Raw genomic sequence first — 25,073 nt, forward strand, 5'->3', positions numbered from 1 at the left:
ATCGGATAGAACGCGTTCCACCTAGGAGGTGCCTGTGAGCAAGCCGCGCATCCCGGAAGGCTTCGACTTCACCGACCCCGACATGTACGCGAGCCGGCTGCCGTTCGAGGAGTTCGCCGAACTGCGCCAGACCGCGCCGATCTGGTGGAACTCCAAGCCGCTGGGCAAGGGCGGGTTCCCCGACGAGGGCTTCTGGGTGGTGACGAAGCACCACGACGTCAAGGAGGTCTCGCGCAACAGCGAGCTGTTCTCCAGCCGCGAGAACACGGCGATCATCCGGTTCAAGGACGACATGCCGCGCGACAACATCGAGATGCAGCGGCTGCTCCTGCTCAACATGGACCCGCCGACGCACACGAAACAGCGCGCGATCGTCTCGCGCGGGTTCACGCCCCGAGCCGTGAACAGCCTGCGTGACGCGCTGGCCGAACGAGCAGAGCGGATCGTGGCGGAGGCGCTGGACAAGGGCACCGGCGACTTCGTCTCGGACGTCGCGTGCGAACTGCCGTTGCAGGCCATCGCGGAGCTGATCGGCATCCCGCAGGACGACCGCCGCAAGATCTTCGACTGGTCCAACCAGATGATCGCCTACGACGACCCAGAGTTCGAGATCGAACCGCTCACCGCCGCCACGGAACTGCTCGGCTACTCGTGGACGATGGCAGAGGACCGCCGCAAGTGCCCGCGCCAGGACATCGTCACCAAGCTCGTCCAGGCGGACGTGGACGGCGCAGGGCTCGCGTCGGAGGAGTTCGGCTTCTTCGTGCTGTTGCTCGCCGTGGCCGGCAACGAGACCACGCGCAACGCCATCACGCACGGCATGAAGGCGTTGCTCGACCACCCCGAGCAGTGGGAGCTGTACAAGGACTCCAGGCCCACCACCACCGGCGACGAGATCGTCCGCTGGGCCACCCCGGTCGTGTCGTTCCAGCGCACCGCGATGGCCGACACCGAACTGAGCGGCGTGGAGATCAAGCAGGGCCAGCGGGTCGGCATGTTCTACTCCTCGGCGAACTTCGACGAGGACGTCTTCGACAGCCCGCAGAAGTTCGACATCCTGCGCGACCCCAACCCGCACCTCGGGTTCGGCGGCAGCGGCGCGCACTTCTGCATCGGCGCGAACCTGGCCCGCCTGGAGATCGACCTGATCTTCAACGCGATCGCCGACGCCATGCCGAACATCAAGCAGGTCGCGGAGCCGCGCAGGCTGCGTTCGGGCTGGCTGAACGGGATCAAGGAGTTCCGAGTCCAGTACTCGTGAGAAAGACCGAGGGCCCCTCCGGTGTCGCGGAGGGGCCCTCACTCATGTCCGCTACGACTCGACGCGCAGGGTGGCCATCGCCCGTTCCGTCTCCCAGAACGCCCGCATCGACTTGATCAGCCCGTCCTCGCCCACGTTGTAGACGAACACGCCCTCGGTGTCCACACGCGCCCCGCCGGGCAGGAACGCGCTGATCGTGCCCACGTTGGCGCACTCGGAACCGGCCGCGAACGAGTCGTGCATCGCGAACTCGAAGCGTTCGACGTTGGCGATCGCGAGGTCCCAGAAGGCGGCGATCGCCTCCTTGCCGTGATGGCCCTTGCCCTCGGCGTCGAACATCGACGGGCCCACCGGGTCCTCGACGACGGCGTCCTCGGCGAACAGGGCCAGCCAGTCTTCCTTGAGACCGCTCGACACGGCCTCCATCGAACGCCAGGACGCCACGCGGGCGGGGGTTTCGGTCTTGGACGCCGTCCAGGTAACTGCGGTCACGCGAACTCTCCGATCACCTCGTCGGCGAAGCGCCGAAGTCCGTCCTTCTTGGCCTGCAGGCTGCCGTCGAAGCCGACGCCGTAGAACAGCCACGGCACGACGATCGTGTCGGTCACGCCGATCTCGTCGAGCTGCTTGTAGCCGTCGAGCCCGAACCGGTCGATGCACACGGCCTGGATCTCGAACGGCCTTTCGAAGCAGCCGAGGTCGTCGAGCTGCGCGATGACCGACTTGAGCTCCTCGAACTTGATCATTGCCGACGTCCAGCCGTCACCGACGCGGGCCGCGCGCTTCAACGCGGCGGCGGAGTGGCCACCGACGTAGAACGGCACCGGCGACGTGGGGGCCGGCGACATCTGCAGCCGGTCGAAGTCGAAGTAGTCGCCGTGGTACTCGACCATCCCGCCGCCGAGCACGAGCTTCAGCACGTCGATCATCTCGTCCACGCGCGGGCCGCGGTTCTTGTACGGCACGCCGCACCACTCGAACTCCTCCGGCGACCAGCCGAGTCCGACGCCGAACCCGAACCGGTTGCCGGTCATGTGCGCGACCGACCCGACCTGGCGGGCCAGCAGGAGTGGGTTGCGGGAGCCCAGTTTCAGGACCTGCGTGTAGAAGTTGATCCGGGACGTCACGGCGCCCATCGCTGCGGCGGCGACGAACGGGTCGACCCACGGGGTGTCGGCGTTCCACATGCGGGAACCGTCCGGGGTGTACGGGTAGTCCGCGGACACCTTCTCCGAGAAGAAGAGCGAGTCCGGCAGCGCGATCGAGGCGTAGCCGCACTCCTCGGCGCACTGGGCCAGCTCGGTCAGCTGGTCGAGCGGGCTCATGGCGATACCGACGGTGAACTTCACGGCTTCTCCGATCCTACGACCCACATGGCGAAGAACTGCGAACCGCCGCCGTACGCGTGGCCCAGCGCGACCCGCGCGCCGTCGACCTGGTGGTCTCCCGCGGTGCCCATGACCTGCATGGCGGCTTCGGCGAAGCGCAGCAGACCGGAGGCGCCGATCGGGTTGGACGAGAGCACGCCGCCGCTCGGGTTCACCGGCAGGCGCCCGCCGATCTCGGTCTCGCCGGCCTCGGTGAGCTTCCAGCCCTGGCCGATGTCGGTGAAGCCGAGGTTCTCGAGCCACATCGGCTCGAACCAGGAGAACGGCACGTAGATCTCGGCGGCGTCCACTTCGGACAGCGGGTCGGTGATGCCCGCCTGCTTCCACAGCGCGCGAGCCGCGTCCTGACCGGCCTGCGGGTTGACCTGGTCGCGTCCGGCGAACGTCGTGGGCTCGGTGCGCATCGCGGCCGCGCGGATCCAGGCGGCCTGGCCCGACGTGGGTTCCGCACTGATCACCACCGCGCAGGCACCGTCCGACGACGGACACGTCTCGTCGTAGCGGATCGGGTCCCACAGCATGGTGGAGGCCTGCACCGACTCGACGGTGATGTCCGGTTGTTTGAGGTGCGCGTAGGGGTTCTTGGCGCCGTTGCGCCGGTCCTTGGCCGCGACCATCGCGCCGATGTGCTCGGGAGCGCTGGCTCGGCGGATGTACGAGCGCACGTGCGGTGCGAAGTAGCCGCCCGCACCCGCGTGCACCGGCATGGTGAACGGCGTCGGGACGGACAGCGCCCACATCGCGTTCGACTCGGACTGCTTCTCGAACGCCACGGCCAGTACGCGGTTGTGCACGCCGGACTGGACGAGCGACGCCGCCACGTTGCCCGTGCTGCCGCCGACCGAACCGGCGGTGTGCACGCGCAGCAATGGTTTTCCGACCGCGCCCAGGGCGTCGGCGAGGAACAGTTCGGGCATCATCACGCCCTCGAACAGGTCCGGCGCCTTGCCGAGGACCACGGCGTCGATGTCGGACCAGTCCACGCCGGCGTCGGCCATCGCGCGGTCGATCGCCTCACGGCACAAGCCCGCCATCGACACGTCGAGGCGCTTCGCGGCGTGGTGCGTCTGGCCGACGCCGACCACTGCTGCCGGTCGCATCACTGCCGCCCTTCCATCACGCAGACGAGGTTCTGTTGGAGCAGTGGGCCACTGGTGGCGTGCCCGAGGACCTTGGTCGCCGAGCCGTCGTGGATCCGGCGGGCCGCCTCGCCGATCCGTGCCAGCCCGGCCGCGAACATCGGATTGCCCGCCAGCACTCCGCCGGACGGGTTCACGGTCACGTCGTCGCCGAGCCCGAGTGCCTGGCGCAGCAGGATCTCCTGGTGGGTGAACGGCGCGTGCAGCTCCGCCACCTGGACGCCGTCGGTGCCCGCCGCCTTGCCCGCGGCCACCGCCGACGGCGACGTGGTGAGGTCGCGCGTGCCGAACGACGGCGAGTCCGTCCGATGCTCGAACCCGGTGATCCACGCCGGTCGTTCGCACAGCTCGCGGGCTTTGTCGCCGGCCGCCAGCACGATCGTCGCGGCACCGTCGGTGATCGGCGCGCAGTCGTGACGGCGCAACGGATCCGCGACGTACGGCAAGGTCAGCAACTCGTCGGCGTCGACCTCGCCGGACAGCTGGGCGAGGGGGTTCGAGAGGGCGGCGGAACGGCTCTGCGCGGCCACTGCGGCCATCGCGCGTTCGTCCCACAGTCCGTTCTCGATGCCCATCCGCGCCTGGATTCCGGCCAGGCCAAGGGAATCCGGCCACAGCGGCGTCACGAGGTAGGGGTCGAGCTGCATGGCCATGACCCGCCGCAGCTGACCTGCCGACGACTTGCCGAAGCCGTAGACCAGGGCGGTGTCGATCTCACCGCAGAGCAGCTTCACCCACGCCTCGTACAGCGCCCAGGCCGCGTCCATCTCGACGTGCGACTCGGCGATCGGCGGGAAGGCGCCGATCGCGTCGACCGCGGAGACGAACGAGAACGCGCGCCCGGCCAGGTAGTCAGAGGACCCGGAGCACCAGAACCCGATGTCGGTCTTGGTGAGCCCGAGCCCGCCGAGCACCTCGTGGAAGATCGGCACCAGCATCTCGACACCGTTGGTGGTGCCGTCGGTCTCGCGCACGCAGGGCGTCTGCGCGAAGCCGACTACCGCAATGTCACGCACGCGAGCCTCACAGGTGCTGGGAGTAGGAGTCGAAGGGCGCGTCCGGCTCACCGGACGGCCTGAAGTGGTCGATGTTCTGCATCGTCGGGCCCCACTCCTCGCGCGGCTTCCAGACCGCCTCCACGCGCATGCCCATCCGGACGTCCTCCGGTGCGACGCCGAGCAGCAGGTGCAGGAACGGGATGTCCGCGCCGTCGAGCAGCACGTACGCCGAGACGTACGGCGGCGGGATGCGCTGGCCGAGGAACGGCACGTTGACCACGCAGTACGTCGTGATGGTGCCGCGGTCGGACAGTTCGATCTGGTCCGTCGTCGGAACGCCGTCCACGGGGCAGGCCGGGCGCGGCGGGAAGTAGACCTTCTCGCACACCGGGCAGCGCTGCGCGATCAGCCTGCCTTCCATGAGGCCGCGCAGGAACGGGTCCTCCGTCGGCGACGCCGAGTGCGTGTAGTGCAGGTTCACCGGTGTCGTGACCATCGTGACGGCTTCCGCGTCGACAGGTTCGTCGGCGGGCTCGTCGGAGATCTCGAAGCACTCGATGTCGGTGATCGCGCCGACCCGTTCCGGACGCCACCTTGCGCGCACGCGTGTTCCGGTCGCCATCTGGTCCGGCGAACCGGCGTCGACGGCGTGCAGCAACGAGGTGTCCGCGCCGTCGAGCTGGATGAGCGCCCAAGCGAACGGCCGGTCGAGCGGCTGTCCTTCGAGGGGTTCGGGAATCCACGACCACCCGCGCACGACACCGGTCGCCGTCACGTCCACGAACTCGTGGAGACGTTCGGCGGTCACGGGGTCGTACTCGAGCGGTGGAACGTGCACGCGCCCGTCACTGCCCCGGATCCCGGTCACCTTGCGGCGGCGAAGATCCGAGAGGAACCGGCCCAGCGTCGGGCCGAGCGAGCGCGTGTAGTCGAAGCCAACGTCGAGCGGAGCACTCAGCGGCCGAGTCACAGATCAAAGTGAAACAGGTTCTCGAAATGGTGGCAAGATGAGGGCATGAAGCTCGGTCTGCAGCTCGGGTACTGGGGCGCCGGTCCGCCTCAGAACGCCGCCGAACTCGTGGCGGCGGCGGAGGAATTCGGCTTCGACGCGGTGTTCGCCGCCGAGGCGTGGGGGTCGGACGCGTTCACCCCGCTGGCGTGGTGGGGATCCGAGACTTCGCGCGTGCGGCTCGGCACGTCCGTCGTGCAGATGTCGGCCCGCACACCGGCTGCCTGCGCGATGCACGCGCTGACCCTGGACCACCTCTCCGGCGGCCGGTTCGTGCTCGGTCTGGGCGTGTCCGGGCCGCAGGTCGTGGAGGGCTGGTACGGACGGCCGTTCGCGAAACCCCTGGCCAGGACCAGGGAGTACGTGTCGATCCTGCGGCAGGTGATGGCCCGCGAGGCGCCGGTCCGCAACGACGGCCCGCACTACCCGTTGCCCTATCAGGGGCCCGGTGCGCTGGGGCTGGGCAAGCCGTTGAAGCCCATCACCCACCCGCTGCGCGCTGACCTGCCCATTTGGCTCGGTGCGGAGGGTCCGAAGAACGTCGCGCTGACGTCGGAGATCGCGGACGGGTGGCTCGCCATCTACTACGCGCCGCGGCTCGCCGGCATGTACGACGAGTGGCTGGACGAGGGGTTCGCGAAATCGGGTCGTAGCAGGGAGAACTTCGAGGTCGCTGCCACGTGTCAGGTCGTGGTGACGGACGATCCGGCGTCCGTGCGCGCCATGCTGAAGCCGTTCGTCGCTTTGTACATCGGCGGAATGGGCGCGCCGGGGATGAACTTCCACGCCGAGGTGTTCACCCGCATGGGATACGGCGAGGTCGTCCGGGACGTCGGCGAGCTGTTCCAGGCGGGCCGCAAGGACGAGGCGGCGCAAGTGGTTCCGGACGAGCTGGTGGCCGAGATCAGCATCGTCGGCACCGCCGAGCACGTCCGCGACGAGGTTCGCCGCTGGGAGAAGGCGGGCGTCACGACGCTGCTCGTCGGATGCCGCGACGTTGCCTCGATCAAGGCCTTGTCGGAGGCTTGTCAGTAGGTGAAACGCGTTCTACTTTGAGGGTGTGGTCACAGGACTCTGGAACATCGCCGCCGATCAGCCGGACCTGACCGCGCTGGTCGATCCGAGTGGTCGAGAGATCACCTACTCGGAGCTCGCGGACGCCGCGAACCGCTACGGACGCGGGTTCCGGGCCCTGGGCCTCGAACCCGGCGACAGCATCGTGCTGATGCTGCCCAACAGCGCCGACCTGGTGTCGGTGTACTTCGCCGCCTTCCAGACCGGCCTCTACGTCGTGATGGCCAACTGGCACCTGACCGGGGCCGAGGTCGGGTACCTCGTGCAGGACAGCGGAGCGAAGGCTTTCGTCGCGCACGAACGGTTCGCGGCCGCCGCGGTGGAGGCTTCGGCCAGCTTGCCCGCCACCGCGCGGTTCGCGGTCGGGGACATCCCGGACTTCGAGCCGCTGGCCAAACTCGGTGCGGGAGAGGAAGGCCGTCCCGAGGGGCGCACCACCGGGTCGCCGATGCTCTACACCTCCGGCACGACCGGCCGGCCCAAGGGTGTGCGCAGGCCGTTGACCGGCGCCGACCCCGACGTCGTGCCGCCGTCCGCCCCCTGGTTCTTCGGCATCTTCGGGATCAAGCCGCACGACGGGCACGTGCACCTGTGCGGGTCACCGCTCTACCACACGGCGGTGCTGAACTTCGTCGTCATCTCGATCCAGCTCGGCCACGCCGCCGTCCTGATGGACCACTGGGCGCCCGAGGACATGTTGCGGCTGATCGAACGGCACAAGGTCACCCACAGCCACATGGTGCCGACCCAGTTCCATCGGCTCCTGGCGCTGCCGGATGACGTCAAAGCCAAGTACGACATGGGTTCGCTGCGCGCGATGATCCACGGTGCGGCGCCCTGCCCCCTGGAGGTCAAGCGCCGGATGCTCGACTGGTGGGGGCCGGTCGTGATCGAGTACTACGCGGCGACCGAGGGCGGAGGCACCGCGATCACCGCGCAGGAATGGCTGCGCAAACCGGGTTCCGTCGGGCTGCCCTGGCCGACGTCGGAGATCAAGATCCTGGGCGAGGACGGCACCGAGCTGCCGGTCGGTGAGCAGGGCCTGGTCTACATGCGGATGGGCGACGCGACCTTCGAGTACCACAAGGACGCGGAGAAGACCCGTGCCGCGCGCGTGGGGAAGCTGTTCACGTTGCAGGACATCGGGTATCTCGACGAGGACGGCTACCTGTTCCTGTGCGACCGCAAGAACGACATGATCATCTCCGGTGGTGTGAACATCTACCCCGCGGAGATCGAGGGCGAGCTCATCTGCCATCCCAAGGTCGCGGACGTGGCCGTGTTCGGTGTGCCGCATCCGGACTGGGGCGAGGCGATCAAGGCCGTCGTGCAGCCCGCCGATGGCGTTGAGGCTTCGGAGGCGTTGACGGAGGAGATCCTGGAGTTCGCGCGTTCGAGGCTCGCGAAGTTCAAGCTGCCGCGCACGATCGAGTACATGGCTGAGTTGCCGCGCGACCCGAACGGCAAGCTGTACAAGCGAAAGCTGCGCGACCGTGCGTGACGCGATCAAGATGTCGGCCGAAGAGGTCGAGGCTTTTCTGGGTGAGCAGAAGACGTTGATCGTGGCCACCATCGGCCGCAACGGGTTGCCGCACCTCGCACCGATGTGGTTCGCGTGGGTGGACGGCGCACTCGTGTTCTGCACCGACCGCAAGTCGCAGAAGATCGTGAACCTGCAACGGGATCCGCGGTGCAGCGTGCTGGCCGAGGCGGGGAAGACCTACGACCAGTTGCGCGGCGTGCACATGGAGGGCGTCACCGAGTTCACCGAGCTCGGCCCTGTCGTGGACGCCGTGGTGGCGCGCAACTTCGGCGAGGTCGGCGACGATCCCGATGCTCGTGAGGCGTTGCGCAAGGCCATGTCGAGGCGCGCCGCCGTGATCTTCCGTCCGACCAAGACCGCCAGCTGGGACCACCGGAAGACGATGTCTGGAGTGAACCCGTGAACCTGAACCGCCGTCAGGTGCTCGCCGGAGCCGGTCTCGCACTGGCCTCCGGACTCGTCAAACCGTCGCCGGCCTCCGCCGACCTCGGCGAGTTCGACGTCGTGGTGGTCGGCGCCGGCGCGGCCGGCATGACCGCCGCGCTCACCGCGGCCAAGCGCGGACTGAGCTGCGTGGTCGTGGAGAAGGCGCCGACCTACGGCGGTTCCGCCGCCCGGTCCGGTGCCGGCATCTGGATCCCCAACAACGAGGTCATCCTCGCGGCCGGCATCCCGGACACGCCCGCGAAGGCCGCGCAGTACATGGCGGCGGTCGTCGGCGACATCCCGTTGGTGCGGCAACAGGCTTACCTGTCCCACGGGCCGCAGATGATCTCGTTCGTCATGCGCAACAGTCCACTGAGGTTCCGGCACATGGACGGCTACAGCGACTACTACCCGGAATACCCAGGTGGCATCGCGAAGGGCCGCTCGATCGAGCCCGAGATGATCGACGGCCGGATCCTCGGTGCCGAACTCGCGAACCTGAACGCGCCCTACCTCGCCACCCCGGCGGGCATGGTCATCTACGGCGCCGACTACAAGTGGCTGGCGCTGGCCCTGGTCAACGCGAAGGGCGCAGCCACGGCCGCGGCGGCCTTGGCGCGAGGCACGGCAGCCGCTCTCGCCGGCCAGAAACCTCTGACGATGGGTCAGGCGCTGGCCGGTGGTCTGCGGGCGGGGCTGCAGCAGGCGAACGTCCCGGTGTGGCTCAACACCGGCCTCGAAGACCTGGTCGTGGAGAACGGCGCCGTCAAGGGAGTGCTGACGTCACGGGGCGTGGTGCGTGCCCGCCGAGGCGTGATCATGGGCTCCGGCGGCTTCGAGCACAACGCGGCGATGCGTGCCCAGTACCAGCGCCAGCCGATCGGTACGCAGTGGACGGTCGGCGCGAAGGAGAACACCGGCGACGGCCACCGCGCCGGCCAACGCGCAGGCGCCGCGCTCGACCTGATGGACGACGCCTGGTGGGGCCCTGCCATCCCGACGCCGGGTTCCCCGTACTTCTGCCTCGCCGAACGCACGCTCCCCGGCGGTCTGATGATCAACGCGGCGGGCAAGCGGTTCGTCAACGAGGCCGCGCCCTACAGCGACGTCGTGCACGTCATGTACGACAAGAACGCCGCCGACCCGTGCATCCCGGCCTGGCTCGTCGTGGACCAGAACTACCGCAACAGGTACCTGTTCGCCGACGTGGCACCGACCCTGCCGCTGCCCGACGGCTGGTACCAGTCCGGCGCTGTCGTGAAGAACTGGTCCCTGGACGGCCTGGCCTCGGCCATCGGCGTCCCGGGGACGAACCTGAAGTCGACCGTCAGCCGGTTCAACGGCCAGGCCATGACGGGCCGCGACCCCGACTTCAAGCGCGGCGACAGCGCCTACGACCACTACTACACGGACCCCGCGGTCTTCCCGAACTCGTGCCTCGCGCCGTTGTGGGCGCCGCCGTTCTACGCCTTCAAGATCGTGCCCGGCGACCTCGGCACGAAGGGCGGCCTGGTCACCGACGCGCGGGCGCGCGTGCTGCGGCCGGACGGTTCGGTGATTCCCGGGCTGTACGCGGCGGGCAACGTCAGTTCGGCCGTGATGGGGCACAGCTACGCCGGGGCGGGGTCGACGATCGGGCCCGCCATGACGTTCGGGTACATCGCGGCCAACGACGTCTAGGAACAGCGGCAGAGGGCGGGCACGTCCGCGAACCGCACCTCGTCGGTGATCTGCACGAACGGCCAGCCACCGGTCTCCGCGAGCAGGAGATCGGTGGTCGTGCTGTCGCCCGCGACAAGACATACCGTCCGGCCGTCCGTCAGCGCGGTGCGGACGGCCGCGGTGAACTCGGCGGTGCCCTTCGGGTGCCCGACCTCACCGGAGACGAACACCCGCTCGAACCGGTCGCCCAGCCCGGACAGCTGTATCTTCGCGCGCTGGAGCGACCGGCAGCCGTCCGTGGCGAGCCACAGCTCGTGGCGTTCGCGCAGCGAGTCCAATGCGGACTCCACACCGGGGAACGGTCGCACCAAAGCCCTGCGCAGCCTGCGGAACGCCAACGCGGCTTCTGCGGCGTCGGCGGCACTTCCCAGGTCGTCCAGAGCGAGCCGCCACGCCCGCACGTCGTTGCCCACCAACGCCCGCACGGTCTCGGGCGGCATCGGCAGTTCGTGGAAGTCCGCCCAGAGCGCCTCCCAGGACGCGACCCGTTCGACCTCGCGATGGGTGATCTGCCGGTTCTCGCGCCACTCCCGGCGGGCGGCGGCCAGCACCGCGTCGACGGCCTGCTCGGTCGCGGTGATCGCGAACTCGTCCAGCACGGCGGCGATGGCGGCACGCGCGGCGGCGCCGTCCGGGATCAGGCAGTCGTCGAGGTCGACGATGACGACAGGTCTCACGAATCCGATGCTAGTGGCGTGACTCAGAACGTTGCCGGGGGAATTCGCGCTCAGCAGGGCGCCTCGCGGCACCGCCCCCACGCCCCCGTACAACCATTACGAGAACGTGGGGGCGGCACCACGATGCACCCGTCTGACCGCGAATTCCCCCGGCAATGTTCTGAGCCACACCACTAACCACGTCCGTCCCGTGCCGGGCGAGGTTCAGGCCGACTCCCACACGGTGACCTGGCCGGTGATCGCGCTGCCGTCCAACGCGGTGACGTCGATCCGGAAGATCCGGCCCTCGGGGGTCTTCCCGCAGACCCGGCTGCCCACGACCACGTTGTCCGCGTCCAGCGTGGCGTTCGTCCCGAGGTGGGCCACGCACTCCTGGTGCCCCGGCACGCCGTCGCTGTGCCACTCCGCCAGCCAGTAGCCGGGATCGCCGTGCAGGCGGGTCGGGGTGAGTGCCCAGACGTTCGACTCCGGCACGTCGCGCGGGGTGGCGGGGTCCAGGTGGAAGCTGCCGAACCGCAGCTCGCCGCTGAACCGCACGCCGGTGCTCAGTGGTGCGGCCACGGCGGCCTTGCTCGTCGTCGTGGGCGCGGCGGTGACCGCGGTGCCGCCGGCCGTGCGTGGAGTCGAAGCGGACGGCACCGGCCGGTTCGCACCGGCCATGGGGGTGGGAGCCTGCGCGACGGCTGCGGAAGGCGGTGGCGTTGTCGCGCCGTTCTCCACCGGGACGGAGCTCGCCTCGGCCACCGGTGTCTCGGTGATCGGTTCGTTCGGCGACACCAGCTGGACGACCGTCAGCGTGGCACCCGCGACGACCGCCACCGCGGGCGCGGCCAGGTACTGCACCGCCTTGAGCCAGCGGGGCCTGGCCGGCTCGCCGAGGTACACGTCACCCATCGACGTGGCCTGCAACGACGTGCCGTGGACATCCCCGCTGATGTCGTTCTCGGCCGACTGATCGGAGTGTTTCAAGACCTGCACCTGCCCCGGACCGCGGATGTTGATACGCAGATCGGAGCAGTCCCGCGAAGTGTTACGGGCACGAACGAATTGGTTCGGGAGCTGTCTACCGGCCCTTGAACTCCGGCTTGCGCTTCTCGGAGAAGGCGCGGGGTCCTTCCTTGGCGTCCTCGCTGGAGAACACCTCCATGCCCAGTCGAGCGTCCACTTTGAACCCGTCGTTCTCGTGCATGGCCTCGGTCTCCCGCATGGTCTGCAGGATCTTCTGGACCGCGATCGGCCCGTTGGCCGTGATCAACGCGGCGAGTTCCATGGCCTTGTCCAGCGCCTGACCGTCCGGCACCACGTGGCCGATCAGCCCGATCTCCTTGGCCTCGGCCGCGCGAATGTGCCGTCCTGTCAACAAAAGGTCGGCCGCCACCGTGTACGGGATCTGGCGCGGCAGCCGGACCGCCGAGCCGCCCAGCGGGAACAGGCCCCAGCGCGCCTCGGAGACGCCGAACCGCGCGCTCTCGCCGGCCACGCGGATGTCCGTCGCCTGCAGGATTTCCGTGCCGCCCGCTACGGCGGGTCCTTCCACCGCCGCGATGAGCGGTTTCGTCAATCGACGACCTTTCAGCAGTGGTTCGATGACGGAGAAGTCGAACTTGCCGGCGTTCTCGCTGGGGTGGTTGGACGTCATGGCTTTCAGGTCCGCGCCCGCGCAGAACGAGCCGCCCGCGCCGGTGAGGATGCAGACTCGCACGTCCGGATCGGAGTCCACCCGGTCCCACGCCTCGCGCATGATGGCCAGCATCGGGCCGGACAACGCGTTGCGAACCTCCGGGCGGTTCATCGTGACGACCAGGACGTTGCCGACCAAGTCCACCAACGCATGTGGTTCCGTCGTGGTCGTCATTCACGCGCCTCCTGGATCGAGTCTGACCGCACGGGGGATTGTCGAGAACAGTAACACGTTCTACTTTGCTCACCATGGCCCTCAACGTCGCAGACCTCGTTGAACACGCCGCCGACACCGTGCCCGACCGGACCGCGCTCGTGTGCGGGTCCAAGAGGGTCACCTACGCCGAACTTGAGGCGCGAGCCAACAAACTGGCTCACCACCTGGCAAAGAACGGCGTGACACAGGGTGCGCACGTGGGGCTCTACGCGCGCAACTCGATCGAGCTCGTCGAGGCCATGCTCGCGGTCTTCAAGCTGCGCGCCGTGGCCATCAACGTGAACTACCGCTACACCAAGAACGAGTTGCAGTACTTGTTCGGGGAAGCGGATCTGAAGGCACTCGTACACGATCGGCGGTACTCGCCGTTGGTCGCGGAGGTCGGCGTCCCCGGCCACTCGGTCGTGATCGACGACGAGACGGAGGAATCCTTCGCCGGCGCCGACTACGAGACCGCGCTGGCCGAGGAGTCACCCGAGCGGGACTTCGAGCCGCGCAGCCCGGACGACCTCTACATCCTGTTCACCGGCGGCACGACCGGCATGCCCAAGGGCGTGATGTGGCGGCACGAGGACGTGTGGCGCACGCTCGGCGGCGGCATCGACTTCGTGACCGGCGAGCGGTTGACGGACGAGTGGCAGCAGGCCAAGTCCGGCAAGGACTACGGGCTGGTGCGACTGTGCCTGCCGCCGTTGATCCACGGCGCGGCGCAGTGGGCCGTGCTCGGCGCGTTGTTCAGCGGCAGCACGGTGGTGCTGGTGCCCAAGTTCGATCCCGTCGAGATCTGGCAGGTGATCGAAAGGGAAAAGGTTCAGGTCGCCGCCATCACCGGCGACGCGATGGGCCGGCCGTTGATCGAGGAGTTCCAGCGCGGCTCCTACGACGGCTCGTCGTTGTTCATCCTCAACAGCAGCGCCGCCCTGTTCTCCTACACCGTCAAGAGGCAGTACCAGGAGCTCCTGCCGCATACGACACTGCTGGAGTCGATCGGGTCGAGCGAGACCGGGTCCACCGGCATCGGCGCGGTGCCCAAGGAGATCGTGAAGACCGACGGCACCAAGGTGAAGCTCAACGAGGACACCATCGTCATCGACGAGGACGGCAACAAGCTCGAACCGGTGCCCGGCGTCATCGGCAAGCTGGCGCGCGGCGGGCACATCCCGATCGGCTACTACAAGGACCCCGAGAAGACCGCGCGGATGTTCGTCGAGGTCGACGGCAAGCGGTTCACGGTGCCCGGCGACTTCGCCCGGTTCGAGGAGGACGGCGACATCACGTTGCTGGGGCGCGGCAACACCTGCGTCAACACCGGCGGCGAAAAGGTGTTCCCGGAAGAGGTCGAGGGAGTGCTGAAGTCGCATCCGGACGTGTTCGACGCGCTCGTGATCGGCATCCCGGACGACCTGCTCGGCCAACGGGTCGGCGCGATCATCCAGCCACGCGACGGCGCGACGCCGACACTGTCCGAACTGGACGCTCACGTGCGCGAGACCCTGGCGGGCTACAAGGTGCCGCGGTCGTTGTGGCTCGTCGGCGAGATCGGCCGCACCCCGAGCGGCAAACCCGACTACCAGTGGGCGAAGCGCCACGTGGAGGACCATGCGCACCAGCCTGTGTGACGAGCTGGGCATCGAGCACCCCGTCTTCGGCTTCACGCCGTCCGAGCACGTCGCGGCGGCGATCAGCAGGGCGGGTGGGCTCGGAGTCCTCGGATGCGTGCGGTTCAACGACGCGGAAGACCTCGACCGCGCGTTGACGTGGATGGACGAGAACACCGACGGCAAGCCGTACGGCGTCGACATCGTCATGCCCGCCACCGTGCCGAAGGAAGGCACGCAGATCGACCTGGCCGGACTCATTCCGCAGAGCCACAAGGAGTTCGTGCAACAGACGCTGCTCAAGCTCGGCGTGCCCCCGCTGCCCGAAGGCGAGGGCGGCGAGGGCGTGCTCGGCTGGCTGCACTCGGTCGCTCGATCGCACGTCGACGTGGCGCTGGAACACCCGATCCGGCTCATTGCGAACGCCCTGGGCTCACCACCCACCGACGTCATCGAACGGGTGCACGCGGCCGGAGTTCCGGTCGCCGCGCTGGCGGGCAAGGCGGAGCACGCGCGCCGGCACGTGGCCAACGGCGTCGACATCGTGGTGGCGCAGGGCTACGAGGCCGGCGGCCACACCGGTGAGGTCGCGTCGATGGTGCTCGTGCCGGAGATCGTGGACGCGGTGGACGTCCCGGTGCTCGCCGCCGGTGGGATCGGCTCAGGACGCCAGGCCGCCGCGGCGATGGCGTTGGGCGCCTCCGGCGTGTGGATGGGTTCGTACTGGCTCACCACGACCGAGTACACGCTGGGGAACACCAGCACGAAGGAGGCGTTGCTCGCCGCCGGTTCCAGTGACACCGTCCGCACCCGCGTCTACACCGGCAAACCCGCTCGGCTGCTGAAGACGCGGTGGACCGAGGCGTGGGCCGAGCCGGGCGCCCCGGACCCGTTGCCGATGCCGTTGCAGAACATCCTGGTGAGCGAGGCGCACCTGCGGATCGCCCGGTCCGACGACCCGTCCGTGGTGTCGATGCCGGTCGGGCAGATCGTCGGGCGGATGAACGACGTGCGCCCGGTCGCGGACGTGATGGCGGATCTGCTTCGCGAGTACGGGGAGACGGTCGAGAGGCTGACGAAGCTGTCCCGCTGAGCCGTATGGTTTCTCCCATGCCTGGGGGCTGGGCTAGGGGGAACATGATGCGGAGACGTGCTTTTGGCGTGCTCTTCAGCGGGTTGGTGCTCGGGGCCACGATCGTGGCCCCGCACGCGTCGGCCGAGCCGTGCCGGTGGGTCGCGCGCGACCTGCCGGTGCCGGAGGGCTCGGAGTTCGCGAGGACCAGTGGGAGCAGTGACAGCAACCGATTCATCGTCGGCGAGGCGAAGGTCGGTGAGGACTTCGGCGAGAGCGGGCTGCTCTGGGACGACGGCGCGTTGACCCGGCTGGCTTCCGCGGGATCGGACCTGATCGCGGTCCGTCCCAGGGACGTGAACGACAGCGGGCTCGTCGTGGGCCGCCAGAACCTCCTGCTCGAGCAGCGGTCGCTGGCCTTCCTCTACCGCGACGGTGCCTACGAGATCCTGGAGACCCCTGCCGGTCACAGTTCTCAGGCGAAGGCCGTCAACAACGTCGGTGACGTGGCCGGTGAGGTGTGGAAGAGCGACACGCCGAACGACCGCCAGGTCGTGGTGTGGCCTCACAACGGACCCGCGAAGGGCTTCCTGTCCGGGCCGGCCGTCGGCATCAGCGACGACGGCAAGCTCGTGCAGGTCGCGGGCACGTCGGTCTTCGTGACCGACGTCGTGAGCGGCCGGCAGGCGGAACTGCCCGACATGAGTCCACCGGTGGTCTTCGACAACGATCGGGTGCTGTACCCCACCTCGTCCGGCCTCGGGGAGTGGAACCTCGCCGGCGAGCAGGTCATGACCTGGGAGGGCGGCACGTGGCCGTCCGGCAGGTCCGCCAGCGGTCACCTGGTGTTCGGTTACGCGAGCGGCGTCGCGAGTCTGTGGCAGGAAGGCATCCGGTTCGCGTTCGACTCGGAGAAGCAGCCCGTGTTCGCGCAGGCCTACCACGGCGACGTCACCGACGAGGGCGTGCTGATCGGTACCTACGAGGGTTTCAGAGGGAGCTCGCACCCCGCGCGGTGGTTCCGGTGCGGCTGATCACCACGTCGCACTGAGTTTGAGGAGCTGGGCGGTCGCCCCGCCCAGCTCGAACTCGTTGCGCTTGGCCGCGGTGAAGTACCTGTGCACCTCGTGGCTCATGTCGATGCCCGTTCCGCCGTGCACGTGCACGGCGGTGTGTGCGACGCGGTGCCCGGCGTCGGCGGCCCAGAACTTCGCGGTGGCCACCTCTTCGGAAGCGTCCAGGCCTTCGGAGAGACGCCAGGCCGCTTGCCAGAGCGTCAAACGGATGGCCGCGACGTCGATGTACGCATCAGCGAGCCGTTGCGCCACGGCCTGGAAGCTGCCGATCGACCGGTCGAACTGCACGCGGGTCCGCGCGTACTCGGCCGTCAACTCCAGCGCGCGTTCGGTCACGCCGAGTTGCAGGGCGCACAACCCCAGCGTGTACCTCGTGATCAGCCAGCCAGGGGAGAGGCCGGGCACCAGCTCCCCGCCGGAATGCGCGAACGATCCCGCGTCCGAGCCGTCGACCAGTTCCTGCGGGGTGATCTCCAGCTGGTCCGCCTCGACGAGGAACACCTGTTCGCCTTGTGTCACCAGGAAAGCGGCCGCCGTGCTCGCGAACGGAACTGTGGTCTTCACACCGTCGGCCTCCGAAAGCGCCACGGACAGCACGGTTCCGGGTGTCAGCCAGCGTTCGCGTTGCGCGGTCGTGCCGAACTCTGCGAGCGCCGACGCCGCGATCGTCGCCGGCAGGTAGGGCACGGGGGAGACGGCGCGGCCCAGTTCGATCAGCACCGAGCACTGCTCCAGCACGCCGAACTCGTCGGGCTGCTCCGGCACGACCCCGGACTTCACCAGGTCGAGCCACGGCGAGTCCGACGAATCGAGGATCTTGCGGGTCAACGCGGCGAGTTCGCGTTGCGCCTCGGTCAAGGTGAAGTCCACGTCGTCTCCCTACCGAAGCGATTTATCGGGGCACCGCGGGCAAGCCGAGGCCCACGCGCGCGATGATGTCCCGCTGGATCTCGTTGGTGCCGCCGCCGAACGTCAGGATCAGCGACGACCGGTGCATGCGCTCGACCCTGCCGTGCAGCAGCGCTCCAGGTGAGCCGGTGCGCACGATTCCGTTGGCGCCCAGCACCTCCATCAGCAGCCGGTAGCCCTCGGTGGCGAACTCGGTGCCGAACACCTTGGTGGCGGACGCCTCCGCGGGCGACGGGGCCTCGTCGCCGCCGGACGCGATCCGCCAGTTGATGAGCTTGAGGAACTCGGTCTTGGCGTGCACGCGGGCGAGGTGCAGGCGCACCCACTCCTGCTGCGCGGCACCGGTTTCGTCCGCCCATTGACGAACTTCGCGCAGCGCGGTCTGCAGGGGCGCGGCCGAACACAGGGCGACGCGTTCGTGGTTGAGCTGGTTGGTGATGAGCTTCCAGCCCTTGTGCTCCTCGCCGATGAGGTTCGCCGCCGGCACGCGCACGTTGTCGTAGAACGTGGCGCTCGTGGTCGGGCCGGACATCGTCGGCACCGGCGTCCAGGAGAAACCGGGCGCGGTGGTCGGCACCATGATGATGCTCAGACCCCTGTGCCGCTGCGACTCCTGGTCCGTGCGGCAGGCCAGCCACACGTAGTCCGCGTACTGGATGAGGCTCGTCCACATCTTCTGGCCGTTGATCACGTACTCGTCGCCGTCGCGGACGGCCCGCGTGCGCAGGCCGGCGAGGTCGGTGCCCGCCTCCGGTTCGGAGTAGCCGATCGCGAAGTGCAGCTCGCCGGACGCGATCTTCGGCAGGTAGAACGCCTTCTGCTCGGGCGTCCCCATGGACATGATCGTCGGCCCGATGGAGTTCAGCGTCAGGAACGGCACGGGCGCGCCGGCCGCCGACGCCTCGTCGAGGAAGATCAGCTGCTCGATCATCGGACGGTCGCGGCCGCCGTACTCCCGCGGCCAGCCGATGGTCAGCCAGCCGTCGAGCCCCATCTGGCGGACGGTGTCCTTGTAGGCCTCGCCGTCCCCGTAGTCACCGCCACCGGCGAGGCCGGCCTTGCGTTCGGGCGTCATGAGCGCGGCGAAGTACGCCCGCAGCTCCTGGCGCAACTGCTCCTGTTCGGGCGTGAAACCGATGCGCATGACCGCTACTCTAGAACAAGTTCTACTTGATGTCAGGAGGCCGCGATGAAGGTCGGCGTCGACCCTTCGCTGTGCGAGGCGCACGGGGAGTGCATGTCAATCCTGCCCGAGGTGTTTGACCTTGACGACGATGAGGTTCTGCAGATCCGGGACGGTGAGCTGGCCTCGGGTGAGGAGGCTCCGGCGGAACGCGCCGTGGCGTCGTGCCCCAAGGGCGCACTGAGGCTCTCACGCTGATGGGCCTTGTCACGAAAGAGAACAGATTCTAGTGTGCGACGGGTAGTTCGACCGTGTGAGCTCAGCGAGGAGTGATACCGGTGAAGGCTGCCGTGCTCAACCAGGTAGGCGACGACAAGCTGGAGCTCCGCGACGACGTGACCACCACCCCGGTGGGGCCGCAGGAGATCCGCATCAAGATCAAGGCCTGCGGGGTGTGCCACAGCGATCTGTCCGCAATGGACGGAACGTTGCCGGCCCTCGCGCCGGGCGTCGTGGGCCACGAGGGCGCCGGTGAGATCGCCGAGATCGGGAGCGCCGTGACGTCGCTCGCGGTCGGCGACCACGTGGCGATCACGTTCGTGCCGCCGTGCGGGAAGTGCGCCCAGTGCGTCACGGGCCAATCGCATCTGTGCCTCGTGCACACCATTTCGGCGTTCACGTCACCGAGGTTCGTCGTCGGTGGCAACCCTGCCTTCGGCTACGCGGGCCTCGGCGCGTTCGCCGAGGAGATGGTCGTGCCCGCCGACGCCGCGGTGAAGATCGACGACGACGTTCCGTGGGACGTCGCCGCGCTGTTGTCGTGCGGCATCCTGACCGGTGTCGGAGCCGTGCTCAACACCGCGAAGGTCGAAGCGGGCGCCAGTGTCGCCGTGATCGGCTGCGGTGGTGTCGGTGTCGCGGTGATCCAGGGTGCGCGGCTCGCTGCCGCCGCACGGATCGTCGCGGTCGACCCGGTGCTGGAGAAGCACGAGGTGGCGCGGAAGTTCGGTGCCACGCACGCGACGACGCCCGACGGCGTCGCGGACCTGAACAACCAGCTCAACTTCGGCATGGGCTTCGACTACGTGTTCGACGTCGTCGGCCTGCCCGCGACCATCCGGCAGGCGTGGGACCTGACCCGCCGCGGTGGCCACACGGTCGTCGTCGGCGCCGGCCGGGCGGACGCGATGGTGTCGTTCAGCGCCCAGGAGCTCTTCCTGCACGACAAGACCCTGCACGGCTCGTTCTACGGGACGGCGAACTTCCGCCGGGACATCCCGCGCATGATCGCGCTGTGGCGGCAGGGCCGGCTGGACCTCGAAGGCATGATCAGCAAGAGGATCCGGCTGGAGGACGTGAACGAAGGCCTGCAAGCGCTCAAGGGCGGCGGATCCCTGATCCGCCAAGTGATCCTCTTCGACTGACACACCTCTTTCTGGGAGTCTTCTGTGGACCTTGCGGGGAAGGTCGCCGTGGTCACCGGCGCCGGTGCCGGGCTCGGCCGCGCGGAAGCGCTGGAGCTCGCGAGAGCCGGTGCGTCGATCGTGCTCAACGACCTGCCGGGATCGGCCGACGCCGCTGCGGCCGAGATCGAGGAGCTGGGCGCGAAGTGCGTCGTCGTCGAAGGCGACGTGGGCGAGCGGAGTACCGCCGATGCCCTCGTCACCGCCGCGATAGAGCAGTTTGGCGGGCTGCACGTCGTCGTGAACAACGCGGGTGTGCTGCGCGACCGGATGCTGTTCAACATGTCCGACGAGGAGTGGGACCTGGTCGTGCGAGTGCATCTGCGCGGCCACTTCCTGTTGTCGCGCAACGCCGTCTCGCTGTGGAAGCAGCAGTCGAAGGCGGCGGGCGCACCCGTTTACGCGCGGATCGTGAACACCTCCTCAGAGGCGTTCCTGCTCGGCTCGGAAGGCCAGGCCAACTACGCGGCGGCCAAGGCCGGCATCGCGGCGCTGACGGTGGCGACCGCCCGTGGCACGAGTCGCTACGGCGTGCGCGCCAATGCGATCTGCCCGCGCGCCCGCACGCAGATGACAGCGCACGTGTTCGGCGACGCGCCGGAGGGCGACGACTCGCTGGCGCCCGAGCACGTCGCGAAGTTCGTGGCGCACCTGGCCGGACCGTCCGGCGACAAGATCAACGGACAGGTCTTCGTCGTGCACGGCGGCATGGTCGCGCTGATGGCACCACCGACGGTCGAGCAGAAGTTCGGCGCGTTCACCGATCTCGACGGCCACTTCGCCGATCGCGATCCACAAAGGACTTTCGCCTGCACGGAAACGATGGATCTGTAGGAGGAGCTGTGCCGCTCACCGTCCAACCGCATCGCGAGACGCTGGGCCTCAAGGACGGCCGGCTCCTCATCGGAGGCGAGTTCCGCGAGGCGGACGAGACCTGGACCCACCACCACCCCGCCACCGGTGAGGAGATCGGCAGCTTCGCGGTCGCGTCGGCCAAGGACGTGGACGCGGCCGTGCTCGCCGCCCGCAAAGCGTTCGACGAGGGCCCGTGGCCGCGAAGCCGGGCCGGCGAGCGCATCAAGATCCTGCGCAGGTACGGCGACCTGATCCGCGAGCACGCGGACGAGCTGCGCGGCCTGCAGGCGCTGGACAACGGCGTACCGCTGTCGTTCGGCCAGATCTACGCCACCTCGGTCGGCATCGCGGCGGACATCTTCGACCACCACGCGGGCTGGATCGACAAGGTCGGCGGCCAGACCCTGCCGCCGTACCAGGGCGGCGACCACCTCGCGATGACGTTCCGCGAACCGGTCGGCGTCGTCGCGGCGATCCTGCCGTGGAACGCGCCGTTCGTCCTCTTCGCGCAAAAGCTCGCACCCGCGCTGGCCGCGGGCTGCACGGTCGTGGTGAAACCGTCGGAGTTCGCGTCGTTCTGCGTGATCCGCATGGTCGAGCTGCTGATCGAGGCGGGGCTCCCGGAGGGCGTGGTCAACCTCGTCACCGGCCCCGGCAACCCGACCGGTGAAGCGCTGATCACCCACCCCGGGGTCGACAAGATCAGCTTCACCGGCAGCCGCACCGTCGGCCGCCGGATCGTCGAGGCCTCCGCCGGCACGATGAAGCGCGTGTCCCTGGAACTGGGCGGGAAGTCGCCGGCGATCGTGTTCGCGGACGCCCCGAACGTCGGCCTGGCCGCGATGACCTGCATGGGCATGGTCACCATGGGCCTGTCCGGCCAGGCGTGCGTCGCGCACACCCGTGCGTTGGTGCAACGGGACGCACAGGACGAGTTCATCTCGATGGCGCAGATGCTCGCCGGCGCGGTGACGTTCGGCGACCCGTTCGACCCCGCCGTGCTGGCCAGCCCGCTGATCAACGCCAAGCAGCTCGAACGCGTGCTCGGGTACATCGAACGCGGCCAGGAGGACGGCGCCCGCCTCGTCACCGGCGGCACGCGGCTCGACGGCGACTACGCGTCCGGGAACTTCGTGGCACCAACGATCTTCGCCGACGCCACCAACGACATGGCGATCGCGCGGGACGAGATCTTCGGCCCGGTGCTGACCGTCGTTCCGTTCGACGACGAAGCAGAAGCCGTCCGCATCGCGAACGACACCGAGTACGGCCTGGGCGCCGGCGTCTACACCAACGACGTGCGCCGCGCGTTCCGCGTCTCGAAGGCCTTGCGCGTCGGAATGGTCGGGATCAACGGGTTCCAGCTCGAACCGCACATCCCGTTCGGCGGCTACAAGCAGTCGGGCCTCGGCCGGGAGGGCGGGCAGAGCGCCTACGAGGCCTACACCGAGCTCAAGACCGTGATGATGCCGCTGACCGACGAGATGATGTAGATGCGGCTGGAAGGAAAGGTGGCCCTGATCACCGGCGCGGCCCGGGGTCAGGGCGCGGCCGCGGCCCGCAGGTTCGTCGCCGAGGGCGCACGGGTGATGATCACCGACGTCCTCGACGACCAGGGCAAGGAACTCGCGGCCGAACTCGGCGCCGAGTACTGCCACCTGGACGTGTCGTCGGAGGACGAGTGGGCCGAGGCCGTCGCGTTCACCGTGCAGACGTTCGGCGACATCACGGTTCTCGTGAACAACGCCGGAATCCTGCACTTCTCCGCGTTGGCCGAGACGAAGCTCGCCGACTACCAGCGGGTGATCGGCATCAACCAGGTCGGCACGTTCCTCGGCATGCGCACGGTCGTCTCGTCGATGCGGGCCGCCGGCGGTGGTTCGATCGTGAACGTGTCGTCGGTCGAAGGTCTGGGCGGTATGCCGTATCTGGTGGCGTACACGGCGTCCAAGTTCGCGATCCGCGGCATGACCAAGGTCGCCGCGATGGAGTTGGGGCAGCACGGGATCCGGGTGAACTCCGTGCATCCCGGCGCCATCGACACCCCGATGGTCAGCGAGGCGCTGGGCCGGTCGATCGACGTCTCGCCGATCGGCAAGAAACTGGCGTTGCGGCGGATCGGGCAGCCCGAGGACGTCGCGAACGTGGTGTTGTTCCTGGCCAGCGATGAAAGCGCTTACTGCACGGGCGGTGAGTTCGTGGTGGACGGAGGGGCGACGGCGACGCACGCGCTGAGCGGCTGACTTCCGTACGCAGGCAACCCGGTTGATCTCCCTGGCGTCTTCATGACCGAGAGATCGAACCTGGGGAGCACATTTGAGATCAATGCTGTTGACGGCCGCGCTGCTCATCGGGCTGGCGCCGGTCGCGCTCGCCGCGGAAGAGGCGCAGACGCCCGTGTTGTCCTGGCAGGACTGCCAGGACGGGTTCCAGTGCTCGACCGCGAAGGTCCCGCTGGACTACGACCAGCCGTACGGTTCGAAGATCGACCTGGCGCTGATCAGACTGCCCGCGACGGATCCGTCGAAGCGGATCGGCTCGCTGTTCGTGAACTTCGGCGGGCCCGGGGCGTCCGGTGTGGACAGGCTGCGGGGTCGCGGCAAGTGGGAGTGGCTGTTCTCGCCCGAGCTGCGGGCGCGGTTCGACGTGGTGTCGTGGGATCCGCGCGGCATCGGCCGTTCGGCGACCGTGCGCTGCTTCGACAGCGTCGAGGAACAGCAGTCGTTCCTCAACTCCATCCCGGTGTATCCGGACACCGCGGCGGAGGAACCCGCCTTCTACGACAGCTACCGCGAGTTCGTCCGGCGCTGCGAGGAGAAGTCCGGCGACCTGCTGGACCACGTCTCGTCGGCGAACACGGCTCGCGATCTCGACCTGCTGCGCAAGGCGGTGGGCGACCAGAAGCTGACGTACCACGGCATCTCGTACGGCACGCACCTCGGCGCGATCTACGCGAACATGTTCCCGGACAAGGTTCGCGCGCTCGCGTTCGACGGCTCGCTCGACTTCATCGGCAACGCCACCGGGCACGGTGACCAGGGCACGACCGTGCCGCTGGACACCCGCCAGGACGTGCCGCGCGGTGTGGCCGAGACGTTCGACCAGTTCCTGAAGCTGTGTGCCGCTCCAGGAGCCCAGTGCGCGTTCGCGGGCGGAGACCTGAAGCAGAAGTGGGCGGACCTCGTCGGGAAGGTGACGGCGTCTCCGGTGACCACGCCGGACGGGCGGTTCGACCGCGTGTCGCTGATCAGTCTCGTGTGGGACGCGCTGGCGCAGCCGGACACCTGGCAGGACACGGCTCGCGTGCTGCAGGGGGTCTGGGAGGCGCCTGCTTCGTTGACGGCGTCGGCGGACTACGTCACGAACCGGTTCGAGGGCTTCAACGCCGTCCAGTGCTCGGACAGCGACTTCCCGCGCGACCCGGCCGCGTACTCGAAGTACGGCAAGAGCGAGGACGCACGGGTGCCGTACTGGGGTCGTGCGGTGGTGTTCGACATGATGGCCTGCGCGTTCTGGCAGGGCCGTGACGACGACCGCTACACCGGTCCGTGGAACCGCAGGACCTCGGCGCCGATCCTGTTCATCAACAGCAGGTACGACCCGTCGACGCCGCTGCACGGTGCTCGTGACGGTGCGGCGGAGATGGCCCGCACCGGGTTCCTGACCGTCGAGGGGTACGGGCACACCTCCATGTACGTGCGCAGCGCGTGCGCGGAGAAGGTGAAGCGGGAGTACCTGTTCACCGGTGTGCTGCCTGCTCAGAAGACGTGCGGCATCGACAAGTCGCCGTTCGCCTGAGAGATCCTTGCGCCTCCCGTTCTGATCTGACTACGGTAAGGAAAC

24 protein-coding genes are annotated in these 25,073 nt (G+C 68.6%); 14 read left to right on the forward strand and 10 right to left on the reverse strand.

Going from position 1 to position 25,073, the window contains the following annotated elements; all coding sequences use genetic code 11:
- Window positions 1-34 precede the first annotated feature (34 nt).
- Window positions 35-1,261, forward strand: coding sequence for a cytochrome P450 (locus tag ACIQF0_RS13745; RefSeq protein ID WP_401028917.1), 1,227 nt, complete (start codon window positions 35-37; stop codon window positions 1,259-1,261).
- A 51-nt stretch (window positions 1,262-1,312) separates the two neighbouring features.
- On the opposite strand, the gene ACIQF0_RS13750 is transcribed toward ACIQF0_RS13745, so the two are convergent.
- The 5 genes from ACIQF0_RS13750 to ACIQF0_RS13770 are packed head-to-tail and all read right to left on the reverse strand — an operon-like array spanning window position 1,313 to window position 5,756.
- Window positions 1,313-1,753, reverse strand: a complete 441-nt coding sequence (locus ACIQF0_RS13750; RefSeq protein WP_360039210.1) for a nuclear transport factor 2 family protein — start codon at window positions 1,751-1,753, stop codon at window positions 1,313-1,315.
- Entirely contained in the window at window positions 1,750-2,610 is an 861-nt protein-coding gene (locus ACIQF0_RS13755; protein WP_360039207.1) for a TIGR03619 family F420-dependent LLM class oxidoreductase, read from the reverse strand. The genes ACIQF0_RS13750 and ACIQF0_RS13755 overlap by 4 nt, the downstream gene beginning before the upstream one ends.
- Window positions 2,607-3,749, reverse strand: coding sequence for a thiolase domain-containing protein (locus ACIQF0_RS13760; RefSeq protein ID WP_401028922.1), 1,143 nt, complete (start codon window positions 3,747-3,749; stop codon window positions 2,607-2,609). The genes ACIQF0_RS13755 and ACIQF0_RS13760 overlap by 4 nt, the downstream gene beginning before the upstream one ends.
- Window positions 3,749-4,804 carry a thiolase domain-containing protein gene (locus tag ACIQF0_RS13765; protein ID WP_401028925.1) on the reverse strand — a complete coding sequence of 352 codons (1,056 nt, stop codon included), beginning with the start codon at window positions 4,802-4,804 and terminating at the stop codon, window positions 3,749-3,751. The genes ACIQF0_RS13760 and ACIQF0_RS13765 overlap by 1 nt, the downstream gene beginning before the upstream one ends.
- Window positions 4,805-4,811: 7 nt before the next feature.
- On the reverse strand, window positions 4,812-5,756 hold the full coding sequence (locus ACIQF0_RS13770; RefSeq protein ID WP_401028928.1) for a Zn-ribbon domain-containing OB-fold protein: 945 nt from the start codon (window positions 5,754-5,756) through the stop codon (window positions 4,812-4,814).
- A gap of 45 nt (window positions 5,757-5,801) precedes the next feature.
- On the opposite strand from ACIQF0_RS13770, the gene ACIQF0_RS13775 reads away from it, so the two are divergent.
- Genes ACIQF0_RS13775 through kstD form a run of 4 tightly spaced genes read left to right on the forward strand, consistent with a single transcriptional unit; the run spans window position 5,802 to window position 10,518 of the window.
- Window positions 5,802-6,830, forward strand: a complete 1,029-nt coding sequence (locus ACIQF0_RS13775) for an LLM class F420-dependent oxidoreductase (RefSeq protein WP_401028931.1) — start codon at window positions 5,802-5,804, stop codon at window positions 6,828-6,830.
- A gap of 25 nt (window positions 6,831-6,855) precedes the next feature.
- Window positions 6,856-8,370, forward strand: coding sequence for an acyl-CoA synthetase (locus ACIQF0_RS13780; protein ID WP_401028934.1), 1,515 nt, complete (start codon window positions 6,856-6,858; stop codon window positions 8,368-8,370).
- A complete protein-coding gene (locus ACIQF0_RS13785) occupies window positions 8,363-8,815 on the forward strand; it encodes a pyridoxamine 5'-phosphate oxidase family protein (RefSeq protein ID WP_401028937.1) in 453 nt (150 codons plus the stop codon). Before ACIQF0_RS13780 ends, ACIQF0_RS13785 begins: the two co-directional genes overlap by 8 nt.
- Complete coding sequence (gene kstD, locus ACIQF0_RS13790; protein ID WP_401028940.1) at window positions 8,812-10,518, forward strand: 3-oxosteroid 1-dehydrogenase; 1,707 nt, start codon at window positions 8,812-8,814, stop codon at window positions 10,516-10,518. The genes ACIQF0_RS13785 and kstD overlap by 4 nt, the downstream gene beginning before the upstream one ends.
- Here kstD and ACIQF0_RS13795 read toward each other — a convergent pair.
- From ACIQF0_RS13795 to ACIQF0_RS13805, 3 genes are all read right to left on the reverse strand, one after another.
- Complete coding sequence (locus ACIQF0_RS13795; protein ID WP_401028943.1) at window positions 10,515-11,237, reverse strand: HAD family hydrolase; 723 nt, start codon at window positions 11,235-11,237, stop codon at window positions 10,515-10,517. The two genes, kstD and ACIQF0_RS13795, sit on opposite strands and share 4 nt — an antisense overlap.
- Window positions 11,238-11,441: 204 nt before the next feature.
- Complete coding sequence (locus tag ACIQF0_RS13800) at window positions 11,442-12,206, reverse strand: hypothetical protein (protein ID WP_401028946.1); 765 nt, start codon at window positions 12,204-12,206, stop codon at window positions 11,442-11,444.
- A 94-nt stretch (window positions 12,207-12,300) separates the two neighbouring features.
- Window positions 12,301-13,092 carry a crotonase/enoyl-CoA hydratase family protein gene (locus ACIQF0_RS13805; protein ID WP_330275067.1) on the reverse strand — a complete coding sequence of 264 codons (792 nt, stop codon included), beginning with the start codon at window positions 13,090-13,092 and terminating at the stop codon, window positions 12,301-12,303.
- 74 nt (window positions 13,093-13,166) lie between these two features.
- Between ACIQF0_RS13805 and ACIQF0_RS13810 the strand changes: the two genes are divergently transcribed.
- From ACIQF0_RS13810 to ACIQF0_RS13820, 3 genes are read left to right on the forward strand one after another with little or no spacing between them, the layout of a single operon-like run.
- Complete coding sequence (locus ACIQF0_RS13810; RefSeq protein WP_401028950.1) at window positions 13,167-14,753, forward strand: acyl-CoA synthetase; 1,587 nt, start codon at window positions 13,167-13,169, stop codon at window positions 14,751-14,753.
- The gene (locus ACIQF0_RS13815) at window positions 14,734-15,825 is read left to right on the forward strand and encodes an NAD(P)H-dependent flavin oxidoreductase (protein WP_401028953.1); all 1,092 of its coding nucleotides are present in this window, start codon (window positions 14,734-14,736) and stop codon (window positions 15,823-15,825) included. Before ACIQF0_RS13810 ends, ACIQF0_RS13815 begins: the two co-directional genes overlap by 20 nt.
- Window positions 15,826-15,872: 47 nt before the next feature.
- Window positions 15,873-16,838 carry a hypothetical protein gene (locus ACIQF0_RS13820; protein WP_401028956.1) on the forward strand — a complete coding sequence of 322 codons (966 nt, stop codon included), beginning with the start codon at window positions 15,873-15,875 and terminating at the stop codon, window positions 16,836-16,838.
- Here the strand turns inward: ACIQF0_RS13820 and ACIQF0_RS13825 are convergent, their stop codons facing one another.
- Window positions 16,839-17,750 (reverse strand): acyl-CoA dehydrogenase family protein, encoded by a 912-nt coding sequence (locus tag ACIQF0_RS13825; RefSeq protein ID WP_401028959.1) that lies wholly within the window; start codon window positions 17,748-17,750, stop codon window positions 16,839-16,841.
- A gap of 22 nt (window positions 17,751-17,772) precedes the next feature.
- The gene (locus ACIQF0_RS13830; protein WP_401028962.1) at window positions 17,773-18,933 is read right to left on the reverse strand and encodes an acyl-CoA dehydrogenase family protein; all 1,161 of its coding nucleotides are present in this window, start codon (window positions 18,931-18,933) and stop codon (window positions 17,773-17,775) included.
- A 45-nt stretch (window positions 18,934-18,978) separates the two neighbouring features.
- Between ACIQF0_RS13830 and ACIQF0_RS13835 the strand changes: the two genes are divergently transcribed.
- The 6 genes from ACIQF0_RS13835 (at window position 18,979) to ACIQF0_RS13860 (ending at window position 25,028) form a co-directional block, all read left to right on the forward strand.
- The gene (locus ACIQF0_RS13835) at window positions 18,979-19,170 is read left to right on the forward strand and encodes a ferredoxin (RefSeq protein WP_191295569.1); all 192 of its coding nucleotides are present in this window, start codon (window positions 18,979-18,981) and stop codon (window positions 19,168-19,170) included.
- Window positions 19,171-19,250: 80 nt separating this feature from the next.
- Window positions 19,251-20,336 (forward strand): Zn-dependent alcohol dehydrogenase, encoded by a 1,086-nt coding sequence (locus ACIQF0_RS13840; RefSeq protein ID WP_401028965.1) that lies wholly within the window; start codon window positions 19,251-19,253, stop codon window positions 20,334-20,336.
- A 24-nt stretch (window positions 20,337-20,360) separates the two neighbouring features.
- A complete protein-coding gene (locus tag ACIQF0_RS13845; protein WP_401028968.1) occupies window positions 20,361-21,209 on the forward strand; it encodes an SDR family NAD(P)-dependent oxidoreductase in 849 nt (282 codons plus the stop codon).
- 8 nt (window positions 21,210-21,217) lie between these two features.
- Complete coding sequence (locus ACIQF0_RS13850) at window positions 21,218-22,723, forward strand: aldehyde dehydrogenase family protein (protein ID WP_401028971.1); 1,506 nt, start codon at window positions 21,218-21,220, stop codon at window positions 22,721-22,723.
- A complete protein-coding gene (locus ACIQF0_RS13855; protein WP_401028973.1) occupies window positions 22,724-23,473 on the forward strand; it encodes a glucose 1-dehydrogenase in 750 nt (249 codons plus the stop codon). It abuts the gene before it with no gap.
- A gap of 82 nt (window positions 23,474-23,555) precedes the next feature.
- Window positions 23,556-25,028, forward strand: coding sequence for an alpha/beta hydrolase (locus ACIQF0_RS13860; protein WP_401028976.1), 1,473 nt, complete (start codon window positions 23,556-23,558; stop codon window positions 25,026-25,028).
- Window positions 25,029-25,073: the final 45 nt, after the last annotated feature.

The organism is Lentzea sp. NPDC092896 (assembly GCF_044754905.1).
Classification (GTDB): Bacteria; Actinomycetota; Actinomycetes; order Mycobacteriales; family Pseudonocardiaceae; genus Lentzea.